Genomic DNA, 19,832 nt, shown 5'->3' with positions numbered 1-19,832 from the left:
TTAAGGCTGAATCTCGCCCTGGGATAGGCGTAGCTGATATCGCAATCCACCAGCCGACATTTCCAGTTTCGAAGAGTGACCGACCAAGGGCGTTCCATCGGCGCCAAGGACAATCGACCCAAAACCTTTCCGCAGGACAGGCTTGGCATTTCGGCCGCCTCGTTCGATCCAGTCGAACACGATGTCGCCGTCCGAGCCCTCGGGTGCGACGCCCCACCTTACCTCCACCTGGCCTTGGGAGTTCCCGAGCACCCCGTGCTTGACCGAATTTGTCGTGAGTTCGTGGACGACCATCGCGAAACTTTCCGCAGCGCCTCCGACGATTCTGACATGAGGCCCTGTGATCGTTGCTCTGTGTGCCTCCGCGTAGGGGCGAAGCGCATGTGCGACAATATCGCGGATCGTAGATGATAACTCTGCATTGTTGATCAACAGCAGGTGCGTGGATTCGAGCGCCCGAATTCGCTCTAAAAGATCTCCTCTGTACTTGGAAATATCCTGGTCTGAAGCAGGGATCATTTTCACGACAGCCGTGATCACGGCAAACAGATTACTGAGCCGGTGCCGCTGTTCAAGTATAAGCCGCTCCTGTCTTCTCACCGCGGCCCGCAACAGTGTCGTCTGCCGCCGCTCGGTAAGGTCAGCCGCGATCCCGAACCGCTGATGATAGCCATCGCGGATGTCCTCACGGCCGCGCAGGGCAATCCAGCGGAACTGTCCGTCCGACCGCCGAACTCGAACCTCTGCGTCGTAGTTGGCGGTTGCCGCGATGAATTCTGAATGGGCCCCGAGTTTTGGCCAGTCCGCCGTATGAATGATCGCCGACAGCTCGTCCAGAGGACGGGAAGCGGCTGGCGGCAAACCAAGAATTTCCCAAAATTGATCTGAACCGGAGACAATTCTCTCCTTGTAGTCCACGCGCCATGTGCCAAGCCTTCCGGCGAGCAGCGCAAGGTCCAGCCATTCCTTTTGGCTCAAGAGCGCTTCGCTTGCAGCCCTGCGTTCAGTGATATCCTCGAAGACGACAAATATGCCCATCGGCAGTTGTTTCTCCGGACCAGACCAAGAGAGCGTCACGCGAGCCCAGAAAACAGTGCCATCCTTCCTTCTCAAGCGCATTTCCAAGCCAAACGACGGCGCCTCCGCGCTTAGACCACGTCCAAGCCTGGCGAACAGATCGCGTTCGTCAGGATGAACGAGCGTTTCGATATGCTGGCCGACGAGCTCTTCCTGTGCGTAGCCGGACATACTGCACATGCACATGTTGACCTGCAGCAGCTCGCCACGGTCATTTGCGGTCGCAAATCCCAAGGCGGCCCGCTCGAAAGCCCAGCGATATCGCGCTTCGGTCGTTTCGATGGCGGTAAGCCTGGTCTCGGCGACATCGAGCGCGCTCCTCAACTCCTGCCTTGAACGATGGAAAAGAAAGGCGATCATCCCGCCGGACAAGGCGAGGAGAATGGCCTCGGAAAGATCATCTCCGACCAACTGACCGTTCGCCGCCAGGCGAACTGCCAAGCCGACAGCCACCATGGCAAACGTGGCAGCCATCGCAGGCCAGCGGTCCTCCAGGAAGGCGATGATGACAATCGCCGGCACACATTCCAGAAAGGCCGCACTGCCACCACCTGTCAGCGACGATTTCATCTCGATAAAAAGGGTAGCCAGCAGGACGGCCGACGAAACCAGATGTTGTCGTAGCCTGTCCGACAGTACGGGACCGCCTATCCGCAATCTCATCCTGACTACCTACAACTTTTGGCTTAGCCAATGCGGCTTAGAGCCTTTGGTTATCGGACCTAGTGCTGCTGCTCGCTTTCGCGCGCCGAAATGTCAGCCTATCAGAATCATCAGAAGAAAGTTCCAACACTTAGCCCATGCGCTGGCGCCGATCTGACAGCGAAACCGGAAAGTGGTGACGACAATGAACCTGGTCGAACGGCCGAGAAGTACTGTTTTCCAAGTGCAACGTGCGATGGCGGCCATGGGGCCTGGCAGCAGGCCGTCTCCCTTGCGCCATGCCCAAAGCTCCGACCGGCAGGTTGAAAGGCCTGCTGCCGCCACCGAAGGTGACCAACCGCCGCTGCATTCTTTCCCGGGTATGCTTGATCGCCTTGGCTACGGATGTCTCGTGCTCAGCGAAACCAGGAAAGTCCTCAAGTGGAACGCCACCGCGCGCGTCATTCTCAGCGGTTATGGCAGCCAGGTGAACAACGCCGACGGCCTTTCGGGAGCGCTCAGAAGCCTGATCGCGAACGTGCCGTGCCACCTCAACCCCGGATCGTTTGCATGGATTGTGATCCGCAGCAGCGGAGATCGCCCCGTTGTCATCAACGAGCGCGGCCTCTTCGCAGCCGACAACACGATCGTCGTCGCCCTGTTGGACCGAGAGACGAAATCGGCGCCCAACCCTCAAACCCTGCAGCGAATGTTCGGTTTGACCGGAGCCGAGACACATCTGGCGGTGCGGTTGGCAAAGGGCTACACCCCGTTGGAAATCGCTGAAAGTTGTGCGCTCAGCCGGACGACCATCCGAACCCAGCTCGCATCACTGTTCGCCAAAACTGAAACCAGGCGTCAGGCAGAATTGGTCACCCTTCTCGCACGCGTCTCGGTGTTGCCCTAGTTCCCTGAACATCCGGGGATGATCGTGTCCAGCCTTGTGGCCACCGCAGGGGCGGCCGTCGTGAATCCGTGCCCCATAAATCGGTTCGGCGCGTGCCGCGTCCCGTGCGCGGCCTTGAACGGGTCAGCTCCATCACTGTCTTCGGGTATACCATGGCCCTAGGACCGGGCGGATCCTGAACAGGTATTCCACGAGGTACTGGCTTGCGATCTTCATCACTGATGGGCGAAGAATTTGCAGCGTGTCGCGGATAGTCACGGGCAAGGACTGGTGATGAAATCTGGCGGGTACGCGTGCAACCCGCAATGCTCGCAAGAGGCTCTCAGGGTCAGGAAGATTCCTTCTGTTTTCGAGCAGCTGCCAATTAAGCTGCTTAACCGCAAGCGTAACTTCGTCCACTTCCGTGTAGCTCTTCGATGTGGTGATGCTCGGATGGTTGGTCGCGTCGTAAAAAATCAGACCCTCATTAATCGCAACCATGTCTCCGTGACCGGCCAGGTCCACGAAGAACAGTTGGTCGACGCCGGCGGGGATCGATTTGTGTGCACGCATTCGGCATCCAGCCTGAAGAACCTTGCTGTTGATCAACAGTGTCGAGGGAATGATGCCGAGGCTCCTCGTCGTCCGGACAAGGTAAAGATCCCTGAGGCATTGCTGGCTCGAATAGACTGAAACGCGGTTTTGCTCCGATGGCGTCGAGCGGAGCATGATCCTGCCGTCTTCCACGATATTGGCTGCACAGGTCATGAATGCGGCCGAGGGATGCTCCTTGGACACCTCGGCAAATCGCTTGAGCGCGCCGGGCGCGAGCCAGTCGTCGTCATGCAGCAACTTGATCCAGGTGCCGGTGCAAGCCAGCATGGCATTGTTGGTATTCTCGACCTGGCCTCGCCCCCTGCCGTTCTCGACAATCCGGATGCGACCGTCGGCACGCGCATAGTCGTCGACGATCCTCCAGGACAGCCCTCCTTGCCCCTCGTCGTCGCTAACCACCAGTTCCCAATTCGCAAAATCCTGCTGGAGGATGCTGTCGATTGTCCTTCGAATGGTATCTGGCCTGCGAAAGGTCGGGATGGCCACTGAAATGAACGGCCGCAGTGTCGCCAACTCCGCCGACCCCTCATCTTGCGAAGGTCCGACCCCTGTTGGCAGGGCTGCGGAAGGAAGGGCGTCGCGACTGTCCATCTGCGTCATGTTATCTTTCCTCCAAGGCGATGCACCGGCTGCGAGGCGACGTCTCGTCCGGTTGAACACTTTGCTTCAACAGATAGAGAGAGGCTGCCGTCTTGATGAAGAAGCCCCCGGCGCCGCCGGCAGCCATGAGATAAATGACAGTGAGAGGTTCCCAGCCAGCTCTGGCGCCGGCTAGAAGCGGACCAAACACGAGCACCGTCCTTACGGCATCGACGACCAGGCGCACCTCCTGCCGTCGCAGGAGAGCCGGCACATCCTGAAGCGGCGTCGACAAAGCTTGCACCGCGCCCATGAACGCCAGCGCCGTCATGATTTCGGCGGCGGGCAGCCATGGCCGTCCCAATAGGGGTACGACGAGCTGCGGTGCGGCGAGGCCAAGAGCCAGAATGGGCAGTGAAGTGAGCCCGCCGGCAAGGATCAGCAGGCCTCGTGCGAGGCCGAGCAGATGCCTGCGGCCGCCGCCCTTGTTGGCTTCGGCGACAAAGACATTGCTGAGCGGCGTGGCTATGAGCGTGACGGGGCCGGTGACGAGCCGCGACGCGACGCCCAGATAGCCCGCATAGGCGGTCCCGAACATTGAGCCGACGAGTATCGCCGGAAGGTTGTTGATGGCGAAACTTGCGACCGTTGCCGGGATGTCGAACAGTGGAAATTTGTATTCGCGCCTGGCCTTTTCAAAGACCGTTTGCCACGGCGCGCGGGCAATACCGCACACGTCCTCCCAGCGGAAAATCCGAACGCCAAGGAACCCAATGAAGATGAATTGGCTGAGAATGTGAGCGTGCACCATCGCCTCTCCTCCGAGATGGACGATGCCGAACATCAGTTGCAACAACGCCATCGTCGCGGGCAAGATCAAGCGGCCGAGCGCGAAGTCGCGCAGCAGGCCGGCACGCAGGCTCCAGCAATTCATGGTCTCCACAAGACCTGCGCCTGCCATGCCGATCGGGACCAGCCACACAAGGTCAACAGCGCGGACCGGAACGGTGCTCGACAACATGACCCCCGCCGTCAAGGCAAGAACGCCGGTTGCCGACACGGCCAAAAGAATGAGCTTAACCGTGACGTATGCCTGCGCGTCGCTCTTGACGCCGTACAGCGAAGCCTCAAAGCGCAGTGCCGCGACCGCCCCCAGTATGTTCACGGTCGAAAGATAGATCGTGAACAAGCCGAAATCAGCAGGAGAATAGAGCCTGGCCAACACCGGAATGGTCGCGACAAGAATGAGCTGACCGGCAATCGCCATGGCCGACACGCCACCGGCCGCTCGAAGGACCTTGCCGATCGGGCTTTGCGGAAGTCGGATCATGGCGAGCCTTGCTTACGGCCGGTGCCGGTCGAATTCATGAGATCCTCTCGCGCAAAAGATCGGCACTGTCGCCAAACCGATACCTGCCGTACCGGGTGAGGTTCACCCGGGTAAGGACGCTCGCCACCGGAACCGAGAGCGTTCCGTCGCTCAGGAGCTGCTCCACCACCCCGCGCGCGACATGCCGCGAGGTTCTTGCCCAGCGAACGGTAACGAGAACCGCGTCCGCCCAGCTCTTGAGGAACATGGCTTCTGGCCCAGCCAGCCCCGATGGCCCGTTTATGATGACGAGGCTGTACGCCGAGTGCAAATCTTCCCTGCACTTGGCGGTGTCGACACGCGCCAGGAGAGCCAAAAGATCTTCTGCAGGTGCCATGGTCGTCAGGTCGATGCCAATTTCGGGAATGCTGGCGACCGCGTCATCCAAGGTACAACGACTGCTGATGTAATCCGCGAAGGAATGACGAGCCTTGGGTCCGTTGAACTGGCGCAGAAACTCGGGCGTAAGTTGGGAGCCCGCCCGCTGGAGATCCACCAGAAGAACACGATTGCCCAGTCGGGTGGCCGCCAAGGCCAGGCCCCACGCAAGCTCGGTCGCTCCGTCAGCCCGGACGCTTGGCGTGAGCAGGATCGTGTGCGGAGCACGACCCCTTGCCTGATTTGGCGCGGCCGCGACCAGCAGCGACGTCACCGCACGGCTGTAGGCCGACTTGGGCTGGCCCAAAACCAAGTCACGCAACTGTTTGGCGTGCATCCTGCCCGGTTCGGGCACGAGCCCCACGCACGGTATCCTGAGCACGGCTTCCGCCTCCGCTTCACCGCGCAAGGTGCGATCGAAGCGATTTCGCATGAGGACCAAAACGGCGCCAAGGAGGCCGAACGCAATCATTCCCGGTGGAACCAAAAAAACCGGCGGCAATGTCTGCGGAATTGTCGGCGGCCATGCAACGGAAAGGACCGAGACCCCGGCGGACGGAGCTCCGATGCGCCGCTTCAGGTCCTGCTGGCGGCCGAGAAGTTCGTTGTAGCGTTGCGTCAGGAGGCTGACTTGAGGTTCGAGCGCCCGCAAACCGGCGAGCCGGCTGGCCGTGTCGGCCGCGACCGCATCGAGCACACGCATTCGATTTCCCAGAGCCTCGACCTGGGCACGATAGATGTCCGCTTCAGCGACGATATCAGCGATTACCTTTTCGATCGCGACGGAAAAGGCATTGGCCAGATCCTTGTCCGCTGGCGCCCTGGCCACGCGAGCCGAAAGGTCGGCCAACTCCTGCGTGCCGGCGGCCTCGGCCAGGGTCGCGGCCGGCGCGCCCTGCTTTCGAAGCTCCTGGATACGCTGGAGCCGGGACTCCAGCGCCGCCAGATCCGCTTTGGACATCGATATCTGTTGGCTGAGATCCGCCCTCTCCCCGGCCACCTTGTCAGCCGAGCCTTGATCGACCGCGCCATGGCTCAGCCGATACTCCTCGAGCCGATTGGACGCATCCACCAGTTCATTCTGCAGTTTGGGCAAACTGGCGACGACGGCGTCAAGTTCCTGCATGTTCGACGCCTGACTTTTCTGCGCGAGGTCGTCGACATAGATCTTGGTGAATGTATTGGCCACCATCGCCGCGCGCGCCGGGTCATCGTCCGAGAAGCCGACGGAAATGACCCGGGACCGGAGCTCTTGTCCGACCCTTACCCCTTTGCGCAGCGCTTTCATCTCGGCGGCCTCTGCTGCTTGCGGCGCATTGGTGGATACAACATCCCGCGGCCAAAGGCGCTTCAGCAGATCGCCAGCGAAAGAGTGCGATGTCGGCGGATCGGCGGGCGTTGGCCCCTGGCTGGAGCTTCCCTTCCCGGCTTGCGGTTGTGCGTTCGCGTTGGCCGGGCTCGGTTGACGCAGCGCTGCGGCGACTCGACGAAGGTGGCTCTCCGACGAGAGCATCGTGATGTGGTCGTCAATGCTTGAATCGATCATGTCCTGCGCTGAGCCCGGGCTGGCGGGAAGGGCCGCCCTGGCAGGAGCGTCTATGATAAGCTGGCTGGTGGCTTCGTACATGGTAGGGCGGGTTATTCCCGCCAAGGCCGCCAAGATGCCGCCGACAACCGCGAAGAGCAGAATGATCCATTTCCTGCTCGCCAATGTCACCAGCAGTTGGCGAGACGGGGTTGCTGAATTCGGGGCGCTTCTGGGAGGCCGTACGCGGGCCCTGCTTTCAGGAGCCGGGGCAGCCACCGGGGTGGCTCGTGGCAATTCAATTCGGCTGACTGCGGAACCCGCCATTTCATACTCCTGCCAGATCGAGTTCACGGGATGAGTTCGATGCCGACGCCTGCCGCTTGGCCTCGTTGCACCAGGCTTGAAACATCAGCACCGACCACAGTTCACGGGAGCGGTCCTGTCCTGCAACGTGATCGCGCCAGCAGGCGTCCACCTTTGTGCTGTCCAGCAAGCCTTCGCCCTGGTTGCGAACATCGGACAGAATATCGGTGGCCCAGCTGCGCAACGGGCCCCGCAGCCAAGCCGCGATCGGCACGTCGAAGCCCTGCTTCGGCCGGTCGATCAGCCGTTGCGGAAGATAACGACGCAGCACATTTCGAAGGATCCACTTGCCTCCGCCGTTGCGAACCTTCATGGCAGCCGGAAGGCGCCAAGCGAATTCGACGGCGCGGTGGTCCAGCAGGGGACAACGCGCCTCGAGGCTGTTGGCCATGCTGGCTCGATCCAGTTTGACGAGAATGTCACCAGCGAGGTAACCGGACATGTCGTCGTACAGGAGGCGAGACAACAGCCCGTCGAGCCGCGGTGCAGAGACTATGGATGCAGGAGTCTCGTGCCGGGTGAGGTTTTCGGCCGATGATCCCGTCAGCCGCCTGTGCAGCTCGTCTTCATCCTTCGCGGCGAGAAGCCAGGCGAAGCGAGTGAGCCGATCGCTGCGCAGCGCATGCCGCACATGCGACGGAAGTGGCAGGTTGCCAATGAAATCGTGACGAGCCGCCCTGGACAGCATCCCTGCGCCGGCCGCCACCGTTCGTCGTGCACTTGCGGGTAGACCTTGGTACCGTTTCAGCCGGTCCGCCATGAAGTGGCGGCCATAGCCTGCAAAGCACTCGTCTCCGCCGTCCCCCGACAGCGCCACGGTCACGTGCTGGCGGGCCAGCCGCGCCACCAGCAGAGTCGGTATCTGCGATTCGTCGGCGAATGGCTCATCCCACACCGTTGGCAGTTCGGGGATCACGTCACGCGCGGCGGCGGCCGAAAGGTGTAGTTCCGTGTGGTCGGTGCCCAGATGGCGCGCTACCTCGGCGGCGTAAGGGGCCTCGTCAAAGCCGCTCTCCGCGAAGGCGATGGTGAAAGTGCGCACGGGATTTGGAGATTGAGCCTGCATCAAGGCTGCAACGGTAGAGCTGTCGACGCCTCCCGACAGGAAACCGCCCAACGGAACGTCGGCGATCATGCGCTCGCGAACGGCAAGCCGGAGCAGATCATCCAGTTCATTGGTCAAATCGTCGTCACTGCCGGCGATCTGGTGTTCTCGCCCGTTCTTGGCGACTTCGGCCAGCGACCACCAGCGACTTGCGCCCTGCGAAAGGGAGGCGGCCCCGCGCCCCTCCGCTACAGTCGCGGCCGTGAGGGTCAGGACCGAGCCGGGTGGCAGTTTGAAGACACCTCGCCAGATGCAACTCTGATCCGGGACCCACCCCTTGGAAAGCATTGCAGTGGCGGCATCCAGATCGATCTCCGGAGAGTAGCGTGAAAAGCGGCTGATTGCTTTCAGTTCGGAAGCAAAGACCAGCGCATGCCTGGCTGAAGCGATGTAGAGGGGCTTTTTGCCCAATCGATCGCGCGCGAGATGCAGGGTCCTGGTCTTCAGGTCCCACAAGGCGAACGCGAACATGCCAGCAAAACGCTGGAGTGCGGCCTCGAGGCCCCAGCTCTCGATCGCACACAACATGACTTCGGTGTCGCTGGTGCCGCGGAAATGGTGACCGACGCCTTCGAGCTCGAGACGCAGGTCACGGAAATTATATATCTCGCCGTTGAAGGTGATCGCATACCGACCGCTTGTGGACAGCATGGGCTGCTGCCCCGTTTCCGACAGATCGACGATCGCCAGCCGCCTGTGGCCTAAGGCAATGCCTGCTTCGCGATCCGTCCAGAGTCCTTCGCCATCCGGACCGCGGTGACGAAGCGCCATCATCATTTGCCCGATCTGATCGAGCGACTTGGGGTCGGCAGCATTGGACGCGAGAAGTATCCCGGCTATCCCGCACATCACATCACCTCTGAAGGCTCAAGCTCGCGCCGGAAAACGCTTGGCGTTCCCGCGACGAGGCAGAAGGTCAATGCAAACCACACGATCGGATGACGAATGATGAGGTGCGGTATGCTGAACACGGCTGCGGACGCCACGAGCACCAAAAGCGCGTCGTAGCGAGCGCGCCAGGCGGACATGGCCGCCAATCCAACGATCCACAGCAAGGCGATGACCGCGACCAGCCCGCCCTGCAGATAGAGGTCGAGAACCGTATTGTGCGCTTCGAACGGCCGCTCCAGAAATTGCATGTCGGCCGTCGGCGGGCGCTCCAGGTGGGGGCCAGGACCGAGGCCGAGCGATGCCGATTGCAGCCCCTTCTGAAGCGCCTCATCCCACAGATAAACCCGAAGTTCGAATGTTTCAGCCGTGGCCTCGCCGCCTCCGTCCTTGGTGAGGCTCTTGGCAAAATTCGCCGCAAAGCTTTCCTCGCTAAGAAGATAGGGGGTCATCGCTATCACCAGGGGGACAGCGCCGACCATCAGCAGAAGTGCGATCTGCCTGGGCAGGCTGGTTCGATTGCCATCGGATGCCAACCATGCCTTCAACCGCAACCCGAGGAAGGCGACGCCGCTTACAATCGTGGTGTAGAGATAGGCATCGCTCCTGGTCAGGCGGCCGACAAAAAAGATGAACACGAGGCTTGAGAGCGCAAGGGCCTGACCCCACCGGTTGCGAGTAGTGGTTGCAAGGTGCAGCGCCAGCGGACCAAGAAGCGCGCAATAGAGCGCGAGCTGGTTCGGGTTTTCAGACCAGCCGCGGAAGCGGTCCCAATACCAGGGATCGACGCCGGGCTGATGGAGCCAACCCCACGCGATGGCGAGTTGGATGGCAAATATCGCGTCGGCGAACGCGATCGCCCACCAACCGCTGCGTCGAAGACGACGCCCCGCGTCCGGCTCAACACTCGCCAGGCAAGTGATGCTGGCCAACAGCACGTAGGCCATTGTGTCGTGCAACAACCCTGTCGGGTAAAGCAGGGTGGTCAAGTAGCCGACGATCGTGCCGATCCCCAATGCGAGAGAAAGGAGCAGCCAAAAAGTCGCGAGTTGCGCGAAGGCTGGTGTCGCTTCGACGCGCCCGCCGACCAACATTCGTCCGGCCGACAGCATGATCCAAAGCGCCAGGAGCAGTTCGCCATAGCCGAATGGCATGCCGGGGACGGAGAGCTGCGACGCGGCTGACAGGATGACACCGCCGGCAAGCAACGCGTCGCGCATCATTGCCGCGCCCCGTCCAACCGGCGGTTCGCAATGCCGCTCTCCAGAGGCGATGGAGCAAGCAAGCCGCGAGATTTGGTCCTGAGATTGCTCTTATAGACATCGCAGTACTGGTCGACGATGCCCGGCAGGGCAAAACGCTCCCTGACAAGCGAGGCGGAGCGCTGCCCCATGGCCGCTCCCAAGGTGCGGTCCGACAGTATGTCGACTATCCGGTCCGCAAGGGCGCGAGCATCGCGCGGCGTGACCAGATAACCGTTCCACCCATCTTCGACGACGTCGCTGCAACCGGGCATTCGCGATGCGACTATCGGCAATCCAGCGAGTCCGGCTTCCAGCAAGACGCGCGGAACGCCCTCGCGATATTGCGTTGGGAAGGCGAACAAATCAGCCATGCCAAGCAGACTGGGGACATCATGCCGTTTGCCCAGCACGGTTACATGAGAAGCAAATCGTTGGATTTCGGACTTTTCGACGGCGAATGGTCCTTCCGATTCCCGTGGGCCAACGAGCACGAAACGCGCATGAGGTCTTTTGGAGAGAATGTGCGGAATCGCCTCGAGAAGGGTCGGAATGCCCTTAAGGCGGGTGAGCCGGCCGACAAAAATGACGATCTCGGCCGATTCCAGTCCGAATTCCCGCCGCATTGCCGCTGGTGATGAGGCAAGACGTCTTGCCACCGCGAATGCATTGACGTCGATGCCCGACCCCTGAATAAGGCGTCCGCTGCCGCGTGGGATCAGCCGATAGCGCTCAAAAAAGGCTTGGTCGTCGCGATTTTGGAAAACCGTGGCAGCAGTCCAGAAGGAAGCAACCCACTGCAGACCGCAGAAGGCGGGCCGCATGGCCAAGGCTCGCGGCTCCAGCGATGAGAAGGTCCAGCCCAAGCCGTTGATTGTGCGGACGACCGGGACTTCTCCCCGCACCGCCAGCGGGGTTAGCAAATTGGGTTTCGTATCGAAGCTTTGGACAATGTCGGGGCGGAGTTCCCGCAACAACCTTCGCAATGTCCTGATCGTCCCGGCTTTGCCGCTGCCATTGGCAAAGCGATTGAACTCGTAGCGGCGGTGCGGAATGCCGTGCCGTAAAAACAGAGCTTCATCGCCCGTCGAGACTGCGGTGACCCGAAAACCCCGCTCGCGGAGTTCCATCAGAAACGAGATCCTCAGGGCGTGATCCTCGCCGCCGATGCAAACCAGGTGTGGGTTCATCGTGCCGCTCCCGAAATCCAGCGGGCCTTCGGCTCCCATAAGCGGCTCGAACTTGGATCGTTTCCCATGGCCCGATTTCGTTGCGATTTACACCAGTAATTCAGGCTACGGGCAGGGCTGGCCGTTGTCCTCGTCCGTTCGAATGACGCAACTAGGACCGTGCTTGCGCGCTAACGGCGCAAGGATCGGACTGCGGGCTGGACTATTTGGATCGAGACGCCGTGCGCTATGGGATCAGCCGGGCGAATGCGCATTCATCGCGAACGGGTGATCGGACTATCAAGATTGCTCGTTGGGGTGGGTTGAGGTCGATCCGAGAACGTATATTCATAGGCTCGGCGACGGCCGTCCTGTTCGAATACCCGGATCCAGCGGACCTCGGAAGCACGAAGCGTGATTTCCCGGTTTGTCGCGAGCTTGGCTGCTCGAAACGGAGTTGGTGCGACTACCTTGTGGGTCACCACGACTTGGCCGGCGAAAATCTCCTCGACTTCGTAGCTTGGCACGTCATCCATCCCCTGCGCGATGGCACCAAACCACGATCAAGGCAGAATGTTCCCGCAATGCCTCGGACGGCAGCCGTTTTTAGCCCCCAAAAGCGGCGTGCGTGCTCAACTCGACGGCGAGCGGAGAAGCCGACCGGCAGGAGCGCTCAGCTCCTGCCGGAAGCACAACCGCGTGCGTCAAACCACGAAAAAGGAGCTCGCGCCAATTGAGAGATGCGGAGCAACGGTCGCAAACTGCGTCTGAGCATGGCCGCCGATACCGTCACTGTCGAAAGAGAGCGCGCCGGTCGAACTGTTATAGATGACGTGGTCGCTTCCATCATGCGCACCTTTGCCGATGTGGAAGTTCGCGGCCGAAAGGGCGCCCTGCTGGAGTCCGGTGAATACGCTGTGATCAAGTTGGATCTTGTCCTGGGAAACCTTGAAGTCGGTTATCTTGTCGATATTTCCAGAGCCAAGCGCGGTGTTGAACACGAAGACGTCCTTGCCGCCAAAGCCCGTCAGCGTATCGGAACCACCCCCGCCATTGATCTTGTTGGCGCCGGCATTTCCTTGGATCGTCTGGGCAAACTCGTTGCCGGTCAGGTTGATTTGCCCCGTTCCCGAAGCCTGCGTGGTCGCAAGTTTCTCGACGGATGAGCCCGCCGAGAGAGCATAGCTCACCGAGGCGAACACCGCGTCCTTGCCGTTGCCTGGCTGCTCCACCACCTTGTCATGCACATTGTCGACAAAATAGGTGTCGTTGCCGCCATAGCCTTTCATTGTATCGGCGCCGCCTCGACCATCGATCTTGTTGGCGCCGTAATTGCCATTGATCGCCTGGCCGAACTCGTTGCCCGTCAAGTTGATCGTATGTGTGCCGCCCGTCTTGTCGGTCGAGAGTTGCTCGACATGCGAACCAGCAGACAATGCGTAGCTGACCGAGGCGACCACCTTGTCGAAGCCGCCGCCTGATGCCTCCATCACCTTATCATGTGCATTGTTGACATAGTAAACGTCGTCCCCGCTGGTCGAATGAAATACGTCCGCGCCAGGGCCGCCATGGAAGATGTGATGGGTCGACTGCGTGGGATCGGGGACAGTCGGCGTGGTGGGCGTAGGCGTTGTCGGCTCGGAACTCGGAGGCGGTGTCGAAGGACTAGGGCTGGCGAGGTTGTGCTGGCGAAAAACGGCCTGCAACTCAGGGGAGTTCTCCAGGGCGGTGTCGCCATTCTGAGAACCCCAGGCATACGCATAGTCGAAGGCTGGGGACGGAACCAGCTTTGCCCAGTGATCGATCATCGTTTGCATTTGGGTCGACGTTGGCATGACGTGCTTGCCGCCGGTGTCCGTCTGCCAACCGCCGCCGCCAAATGTCTGATATACAGGAACGATCTTGTCAGCCGGAATGCCTGATTTCACGGCCGCTGCCACGGCTCTGTCGATCATGTTGTAGTCGACGCTGCTTATCCCCGTGCGAACCGGGTATGGGTCCAGTCCATAGTAGTCGATCCCGGTGTTGGCGGGATTATAGGTGTTGGAAAAGTCCGGGTTGGTGGACGACCCCATATTCATCATGGTGATGAAGGTCTTGGCGCCCGGGAAGTGGGAATGGATCCAGTCGGATTCAGCCTTCAGATTTGCCGCACTCGCGTAGGTGCCCCATCTGCCGGTAGGATCCGGCTCGTCCATCAGGAAAAATCCAAACACTTTTGGATTGTTGAGGAAGGGCGTGACTTTTTCGATGAACGACGAGGTCACCCCGTCATGAGCGCTTAGATAGACAAGCCCCTTCATTCCGCTGGGCAGCTCATTGACCTGCGAAAGATACTGAACGTCCGCCAGGTTAAATCCGGCGCCCGCAACTTCGGCAGCCGAACCGCCTGATGCATAATGGAGAGTCGCCATGCGTTTTCCTTCTTGTTTGGCAACACCCCGCCCTGGATGGGGGTTAGACCGAAAGCTACATTAGATGAAAATCACATACCAACATCTTTGAACGAAGTTTTTGATCGCTGTGGGGATGGCCACATCAACGGGTCAGTGCAATTTACTGTAAAGTCAGTGGCTTGCAGCGAAATCTGCGGGTTTTCCACTGACGACCGCATGCACAGTTCTCCACTGTTTTCACAGGCACCCCTCTCCCCACCCCGACTCCCGGCCACGATTTCGCTTCATTTTGCATAAAGTTCGCCATATGTTAGCTAGCCATCATGTCCGGGGGGCGCATGTGATATGGTGGAATCAGAAAAGGTTACCCATCGGATGAACAAAGAAAGACACGCGACAACGTCGTGTCGTAGCAATAAGCTATGAATAAAGAGCCACAAAGCGCCTCTCCGCTACGCTCCGCAATACTAGACTGCCTGCCCGGAATAGCTGGCATCGGACTCTTTTCCGCAATGATAAACATCCTTGCGTTGACCGGATCCGTTTACATGCTGCAGGTCTATGATCGCGTCCTGCCGTCGCAAAGCGTCCCGACCTTGGTCGGGTTTACCATCGGAATGCTGGGCCTCTATGCGGCCTACGGTCTGCTCGATTTCGTGCGGCTTCGTCTGCTGGTCCGAATCGCCAGTCGATTCTACTGCAGTTTGCAGCAGAGAACATTCGCGATTTCGTTGCTTCTCCCGCTCAGGGCCGGTCGAGAAGCGGACCGGGTGCTTCCGTTGCGGGACCTCGATCAATTGCGCGGATTCCTTTCGGGAACGGGGCCGACGGTTCTTTTCGATGCGCCGTGGATCCCGTTTTATCTGCTCATTATCTACATGTTGCATCCGTCGCTCGGCGTGCTTGCGACCCTCGGCTCCGTCGCCGTCGTCGTGCTGACCATCGTGGCTGAGATCATCAGCCGCCGCCCTGCGGCGCTGGCGTCCGAAGCGATCCTGACACAGCGCGCGCTTGCTGATTCCGGCCGTCGGAATGCCGAGGTGGTCCACGCCATGGGCCTCTCCGAACGGCTGGCGGGACGCTGGGGCGAAGTCACTCACGCTTATCTCTCCTATCAGGAGCGGCTCTCCGACATCGTGGGTGGAATCAGCTCGCTGTCGAAGGCGCTTAGGATGGTGCTGCAATCTTCGGTGCTAGGGCTCGGCGCGTATCTCGTCATCGGAGGCGAAGCATCCCCTGGCGTGATCATCGCGTCGTCGATATTGCTGGGTCGCGCGCTAGCCCCGGTCGATGCGGCGATTGCGAACTGGCGGGGTTTCCTATCCACCCGGCAGAGCTACTTCCAGTTGAAAGCGGCGCTCCGTGCGTTCGAGAGTCCAATGGAATCCATGAAGTTGCCGCCGCCAGAAGCCCGCCTGGCGGTCGATAGTTTGGCGGTAGCGCCTCCGGGTACACCCAGGCCGACGCTCATCGATGTAAGCTTCCAGCTTTCGAGCGGCGCGGGAATGGCCGTTATCGGCCCAAGCGGCTCGGGAAAGACAACATTGGTGCGCGCGCTGGTGGGAGTTTGGAGCCCTCTGCACGGCACGGTGCGGCTGGACGGGGCCTCTCTCGACCAGTGGGACGCGCAACGGCTCGGCGCCCACATTGGCTATCTGCCGCAGGATGTTGAACTGTTCGACGGGACGGTGGCGGACAATATTTCGAGATTTGGCGGCAAGAGCGACCCCCAGGGCGTGCTCGCCGCGGCGAAAGCCGCGGGCGTCCACTCGATGATCATGCATCTGCCGGCAGGCTTCCAGACGCGCATCGGCGAGGGAGGAAGAGCGCTGTCGGCAGGGCAAAGGCAGCTTATCGGCCTTGCCCGGGCGCTCTACGGCAACCCGTTCCTGGTCGTGCTGGACGAGCCAAACTCAAATCTCGACGTTGAAGGTGACGCCGCCCTGGCCGGAGCCATCATGGCCGTCCGCCAGCGTGGAGGTATTGTGATCGTTGTTGCACACAGGCCATCTGCCCTCACCAACATCGATCAGGTCATGGTCCTGGCGGATGGCAGGCTGCGCACCTTCGGCTCGCGCGAGGAAGTGCTTGCCGGCATGCGGCGGCCGCCCTCGCCTGCCGCGCAACGTCCATCTTCGATCGCGCCCATCCACTCGGGAGTGACCGGACATGCGTGACATCTTGCCCCGCGTGCTTGCGTTCATGCCGACACTTGCCCGGTTCGGAACTCGAGATCAGCCCGCCGAAACCGACTTGCCCAAGGTGCCAGACAGCATCCTTGCGCCAGGGACCCTTTGGCCAAGCATGACGCTGGGGCTCGTTGTGACTGGCCTGCTGGTGGTCGGCGGCGGAGCATGGCTTGGCTTGACCAAGATAGCCGGCGCCGTGATCGCGCCCGCCACGGTGGTGGTCGAAAGCAACATCAAGAAGGTCCAGCACCAGACCGGCGGCACGATCGGCGGCATCTTTGCGCAAGACGGCGACCATGTTCGGGCCGGTGACATATTGGTCCGGCTGGACGGCACGCTGCCACGGGCCAATCTGCAGATCATCAGCGAAGATCTTGATCGGACCACGGTGCGGCTTGCGCGACTGGAGGCCGAACGCGGCGGTTTGCGTGAAATGCAGCTTCCAGCCGGCCTTGAGGCCGGGATGCCAAAGCCGGAGCTGGCCGCCCTTGTCAGCGGCGAGCGCGCTCTGTTCGAAACCCGTGCCTCGGCATTGGCCGGGCAGAAGGCGCTCTTGTCGAGCCAAACAAAGCAACTCGAGCGTCAGATCGATGGCCTGAAGGCCCAGCAGGTTGCAGCCGATGAATCAGCGGCGCTGCTGAGCACTGACCTTACGGATGTCGATGCCCTCTATTCGAAGAAACTGGTGTCCAAAGAGAGGATCAGCAACGTCAGGCTGGATGCGACCCGTGCCAAGGGCGAGTCGGGACGACTGGCAGCCGCGGTAGCAGAGGCACAGGCCAAGATCAGCGAGATCGAGTTGCAAATCCTGCAGCTCGACGAGCAACGGCGAAGCGATGTGACCGGTGAACTGCGCGAGACTGAAGCCAAGCGCACCGAACTCAACGAACGCAAGATCGTGGCGCAAGACGAACTGACCAAAACCGAGATCCGCGCTCCGCAATCCGGCACAGTTCAGCAGTCGTCCGTTCACACTGTCGGCGGCGTGGTCGCCCCGGGCGAACTGCTGATGACGATCGTTCCCGAGGCCGACAACCTTGTCGTGGACGCGTTGATCCCTCCTTCCCGCATAGACGACGTCAACCCGGGACAGAGCGTTTCGATCCGGTTTCCAGCTTTCGATGCCGGGACTACCCCTGTTTGCAACGGCTCCGTCAAGTACATCTCGGCGGACCTGATCAAAGATCCGCAACGCCAGCTTTCGTACTTTTCGGCCCGTATCAAGGTCGACAGTCAGTCGGAGTGCTTGAAGGAAGCCAGGCAACTCAGACCGGGCATGCCGGCGGAAGTTCACATCCGCACGGATGAACGCAATGTCTGGTCGTATATGCTGAAACCTCTCACGGACCAGATTTCCAGGGCTTTCCGCTAAGCAGGCCTGGAGTTCGCATGCCGGCAGTCCAGCCCGAGAGCCATGGGCTGGACATATCATGCGTCCGCAGGATGCCGGCTTCACGGCGCAACCTATAATGCCTTCTGATGAAGGTATTGGTCACCGGCGCTGCCGGCTTCATAGGCTATCATGTCGCCAGGCGGCTCCTGGAGCGCGGTGACGAGGTTGTCGGCATCGACAGCATCAACGATTACTACGACCCGCAAATCAAGCAGGCGCGGCTGCGGCTCCTGGACGAGGCGAGCCGCAAGACCAATGCCGGCTATCATTTCATCCACGGCGATCTCGCCGACAGGGGCGTGGTCGACGGCTGCTTTGCCGACCATGGCTTCGACCGGGTGATCCATCTCGCCGCCCAGGCCGGCGTGCGCTACAGCCTGGAAAACCCGCGCGCCTATGTCGAGAGCAACATTATCGCCTACACCAACGTGCTCGAGGCCTGCCGCGGCAGCCGTGTCGGGCACCTGACCTATGCCAGCACCTCGAGCGTCTACGGTGCCAACACCGACATGCCGTTTTCCGAGCATCGGCCGGCCGACCATCCGCTGCAGTTCTACGCCGCCACCAAGCGCGCCAACGAACTGATGGCGCACAGCTACAGCCACCTGTTCGGCCTGCCGACCACGGGGCTGCGCTTCTTCACCGTGTACGGTCCCTGGGGCCGCCCTGACATGGCGCTGTTCCTGTTCACCAGGAACATCCTGGCCGGTGAGCCGATCAAGCTGTTCAACAACGGCAACCACACGCGCGACTTCACTTATGTCGAGGACATCGCCGAGGGCGTGATCCGTGCCAGCGACAGCCCCGCCGCGGCCAACCCGGCCTGGGATTCCGGCCGCCCGGATCCGGCGACCAGCAGCGCGCCCTGGCGCATCTTCAACATCGGCAACAACAATCCGGTGAAGCTGACCGCCTATGTCGAGGCGCTGGAAAACGCGCTCGGCCGCAAGGCGGTGATCGAGCTGCTGCCGCTGCAGGCCGGCGACGTGCCCGACACCTTCGCCGACACTTCGGCGCTGCAGGCGGCGGTCGGCTATCGCCCCCGCACCTCCGTCACCGAGGGGGTGGGGCGGTTCGTCGAGTGGTACCAGGATTTCTACAGCTGACGGGTCGGGTTCGCGAGGCCCGGGCCGCAGCCGACTGTTTAAGAGCGGGGCGTGGTTTTGCGGGTCGAGCCATCACTTACTGATGCGCCGGAACACCGCGAAAGTTGCGGTGCGCGAGAGCAAGGGGCGCAGCATCGAAGGCGATGCAATCAGGAAAGGACCCGCTATTGGAAAAACCTTCTCCAATAGTTTCGACCGGTTATGGGGCGAGTGCTAGTGGTACCGTTGGCTGGGATCGATCAGATGGATAAGCTATTGTTTCTATTCTTCTTTTTGTGTACCTGACGCGAATTTGTATCACAATATGTATCACAATAGGTATCACCTTTTTGGAAGGCCTGGGCAAAGCGGACCGGCGTCTTATGTGTTGCTCTTGGTGGTCCGGAGGGCGCCCCGAAGCTGTCTGAACAACTCTTCGGCGCCTCCCGACCTGGGAGGTGTCAATGGGCGCCAGGCACCTTGGGCCGATAGAATCGGTTCTTGGCGGTAGCAAAAAAGCCCGCAGCCTACCCATGCTGCACGGACTAGCGTAAGTTCTTCGGCTCGACATTTGCATGCGGGACGGAACGCTGCCCCAGCCGATCGGCCTTTAGACGAGCCGTCTTCTCTTCACGGGCTCTGCGCTCCGCATCGATGACGGCTCGAAATTCGGTCAGTCCGTTCGTGCCTTAATTTGTCTACCTTGCGTCGCATTTTCTGGGCCTAAGTGATAGCCCGCGCCCTCGGCAGAAGCGCGGGCAGTTGAGGCCGGACCTCAACCAGCGGCGAGCCTGGAGGGGCCACTGCCACCAAGCGCCCAACCGGTTATGGGCGTTTAGGTTCCAACGAAGGCGCTTGCCACTTTGCCGACCGTGTGGGCCTGCTTCACCGGCAGGGAAGCGGGGCTGGCTGGGTATCGGGGACCTGAC

Annotated in this window: 12 protein-coding genes; 4 read left to right on the top strand and 8 right to left on the bottom strand. The window is 60.9% G+C overall.

From position 1 onward, the window contains the following. The gene (locus LB571_RS24070) at positions 1-1,740 is read right to left on the bottom strand and encodes a PAS domain S-box protein (RefSeq protein WP_224598556.1); all 1,740 of its coding nucleotides are present in this window, start codon (positions 1,738-1,740) and stop codon (positions 1-3) included. A gap of 184 nt (positions 1,741-1,924) precedes the next feature. Between LB571_RS24070 and LB571_RS24065 the strand changes: the two genes are divergently transcribed. Next, positions 1,925-2,626, top strand: coding sequence for a helix-turn-helix transcriptional regulator (locus LB571_RS24065; RefSeq protein WP_224586269.1), 702 nt, complete (start codon positions 1,925-1,927; stop codon positions 2,624-2,626). Between the two features lie 132 nt (positions 2,627-2,758). Here LB571_RS24065 and LB571_RS24060 read toward each other — a convergent pair whose 3' ends face one another. From LB571_RS24060 to LB571_RS24030, 7 genes are all read right to left on the bottom strand, one after another. Then, positions 2,759-3,820, bottom strand: coding sequence for a glycosyltransferase family 2 protein (locus tag LB571_RS24060; RefSeq protein ID WP_224598553.1), 1,062 nt, complete (start codon positions 3,818-3,820; stop codon positions 2,759-2,761). A gap of 1 nt (position 3,821) precedes the next feature. Then, entirely contained in the window at positions 3,822-5,129 is a 1,308-nt protein-coding gene (locus LB571_RS24055) for a lipopolysaccharide biosynthesis protein (protein ID WP_015316387.1), read from the bottom strand. A 34-nt stretch (positions 5,130-5,163) separates the two neighbouring features. Continuing rightward, the gene (locus tag LB571_RS24050) at positions 5,164-7,398 is read right to left on the bottom strand and encodes a GumC family protein (protein ID WP_411961403.1); all 2,235 of its coding nucleotides are present in this window, start codon (positions 7,396-7,398) and stop codon (positions 5,164-5,166) included. Between the two features lies 1 nt (position 7,399). Next, the gene (asnB, locus tag LB571_RS24045) at positions 7,400-9,391 is read right to left on the bottom strand and encodes an asparagine synthase (glutamine-hydrolyzing) (protein ID WP_224598548.1); all 1,992 of its coding nucleotides are present in this window, start codon (positions 9,389-9,391) and stop codon (positions 7,400-7,402) included. After that, positions 9,391-10,653: an O-antigen ligase family protein gene (locus LB571_RS24040; protein WP_140725775.1), complete on the bottom strand. Its 1,263-nt coding sequence runs from the start codon at positions 10,651-10,653 to the stop codon at positions 9,391-9,393. Before LB571_RS24040 ends, asnB begins: the two co-directional genes overlap by 1 nt. Beyond that, positions 10,650-11,861, bottom strand: coding sequence for a glycosyltransferase (locus LB571_RS24035; RefSeq protein ID WP_041163711.1), 1,212 nt, complete (start codon positions 11,859-11,861; stop codon positions 10,650-10,652). Before LB571_RS24035 ends, LB571_RS24040 begins: the two co-directional genes overlap by 4 nt. Positions 11,862-12,544: 683 nt before the next feature. Further along, complete coding sequence (locus LB571_RS24030) at positions 12,545-14,254, bottom strand: calcium-binding protein (protein ID WP_140660802.1); 1,710 nt, start codon at positions 14,252-14,254, stop codon at positions 12,545-12,547. 404 nt (positions 14,255-14,658) lie between these two features. Here LB571_RS24030 and LB571_RS24025 point away from each other — a divergent pair, with 404 nt between their 5' ends. From LB571_RS24025 to LB571_RS24015, 3 genes are all read left to right on the top strand, one after another. Then, positions 14,659-16,413 (top strand): type I secretion system permease/ATPase, encoded by a 1,755-nt coding sequence (locus LB571_RS24025; RefSeq protein WP_224598545.1) that lies wholly within the window; start codon positions 14,659-14,661, stop codon positions 16,411-16,413. After that, positions 16,406-17,797 (top strand): HlyD family type I secretion periplasmic adaptor subunit, encoded by a 1,392-nt coding sequence (locus LB571_RS24020; RefSeq protein WP_015316380.1) that lies wholly within the window; start codon positions 16,406-16,408, stop codon positions 17,795-17,797. Before LB571_RS24025 ends, LB571_RS24020 begins: the two co-directional genes overlap by 8 nt. Positions 17,798-17,904: 107 nt before the next feature. Next, entirely contained in the window at positions 17,905-18,924 is a 1,020-nt protein-coding gene (locus LB571_RS24015; RefSeq protein WP_224598542.1) for an NAD-dependent epimerase, read from the top strand. Positions 18,925-19,832 lie beyond the last annotated feature (908 nt).

Origin of the sequence: Mesorhizobium sp. BR1-1-4 (assembly GCF_020165375.1) — a bacterium.
Classification (GTDB): Bacteria; Pseudomonadota; Alphaproteobacteria; order Rhizobiales; family Rhizobiaceae; genus Mesorhizobium; species Mesorhizobium australicum.
This window is presented reverse-complemented; position numbering and strand designations above follow the sequence as displayed.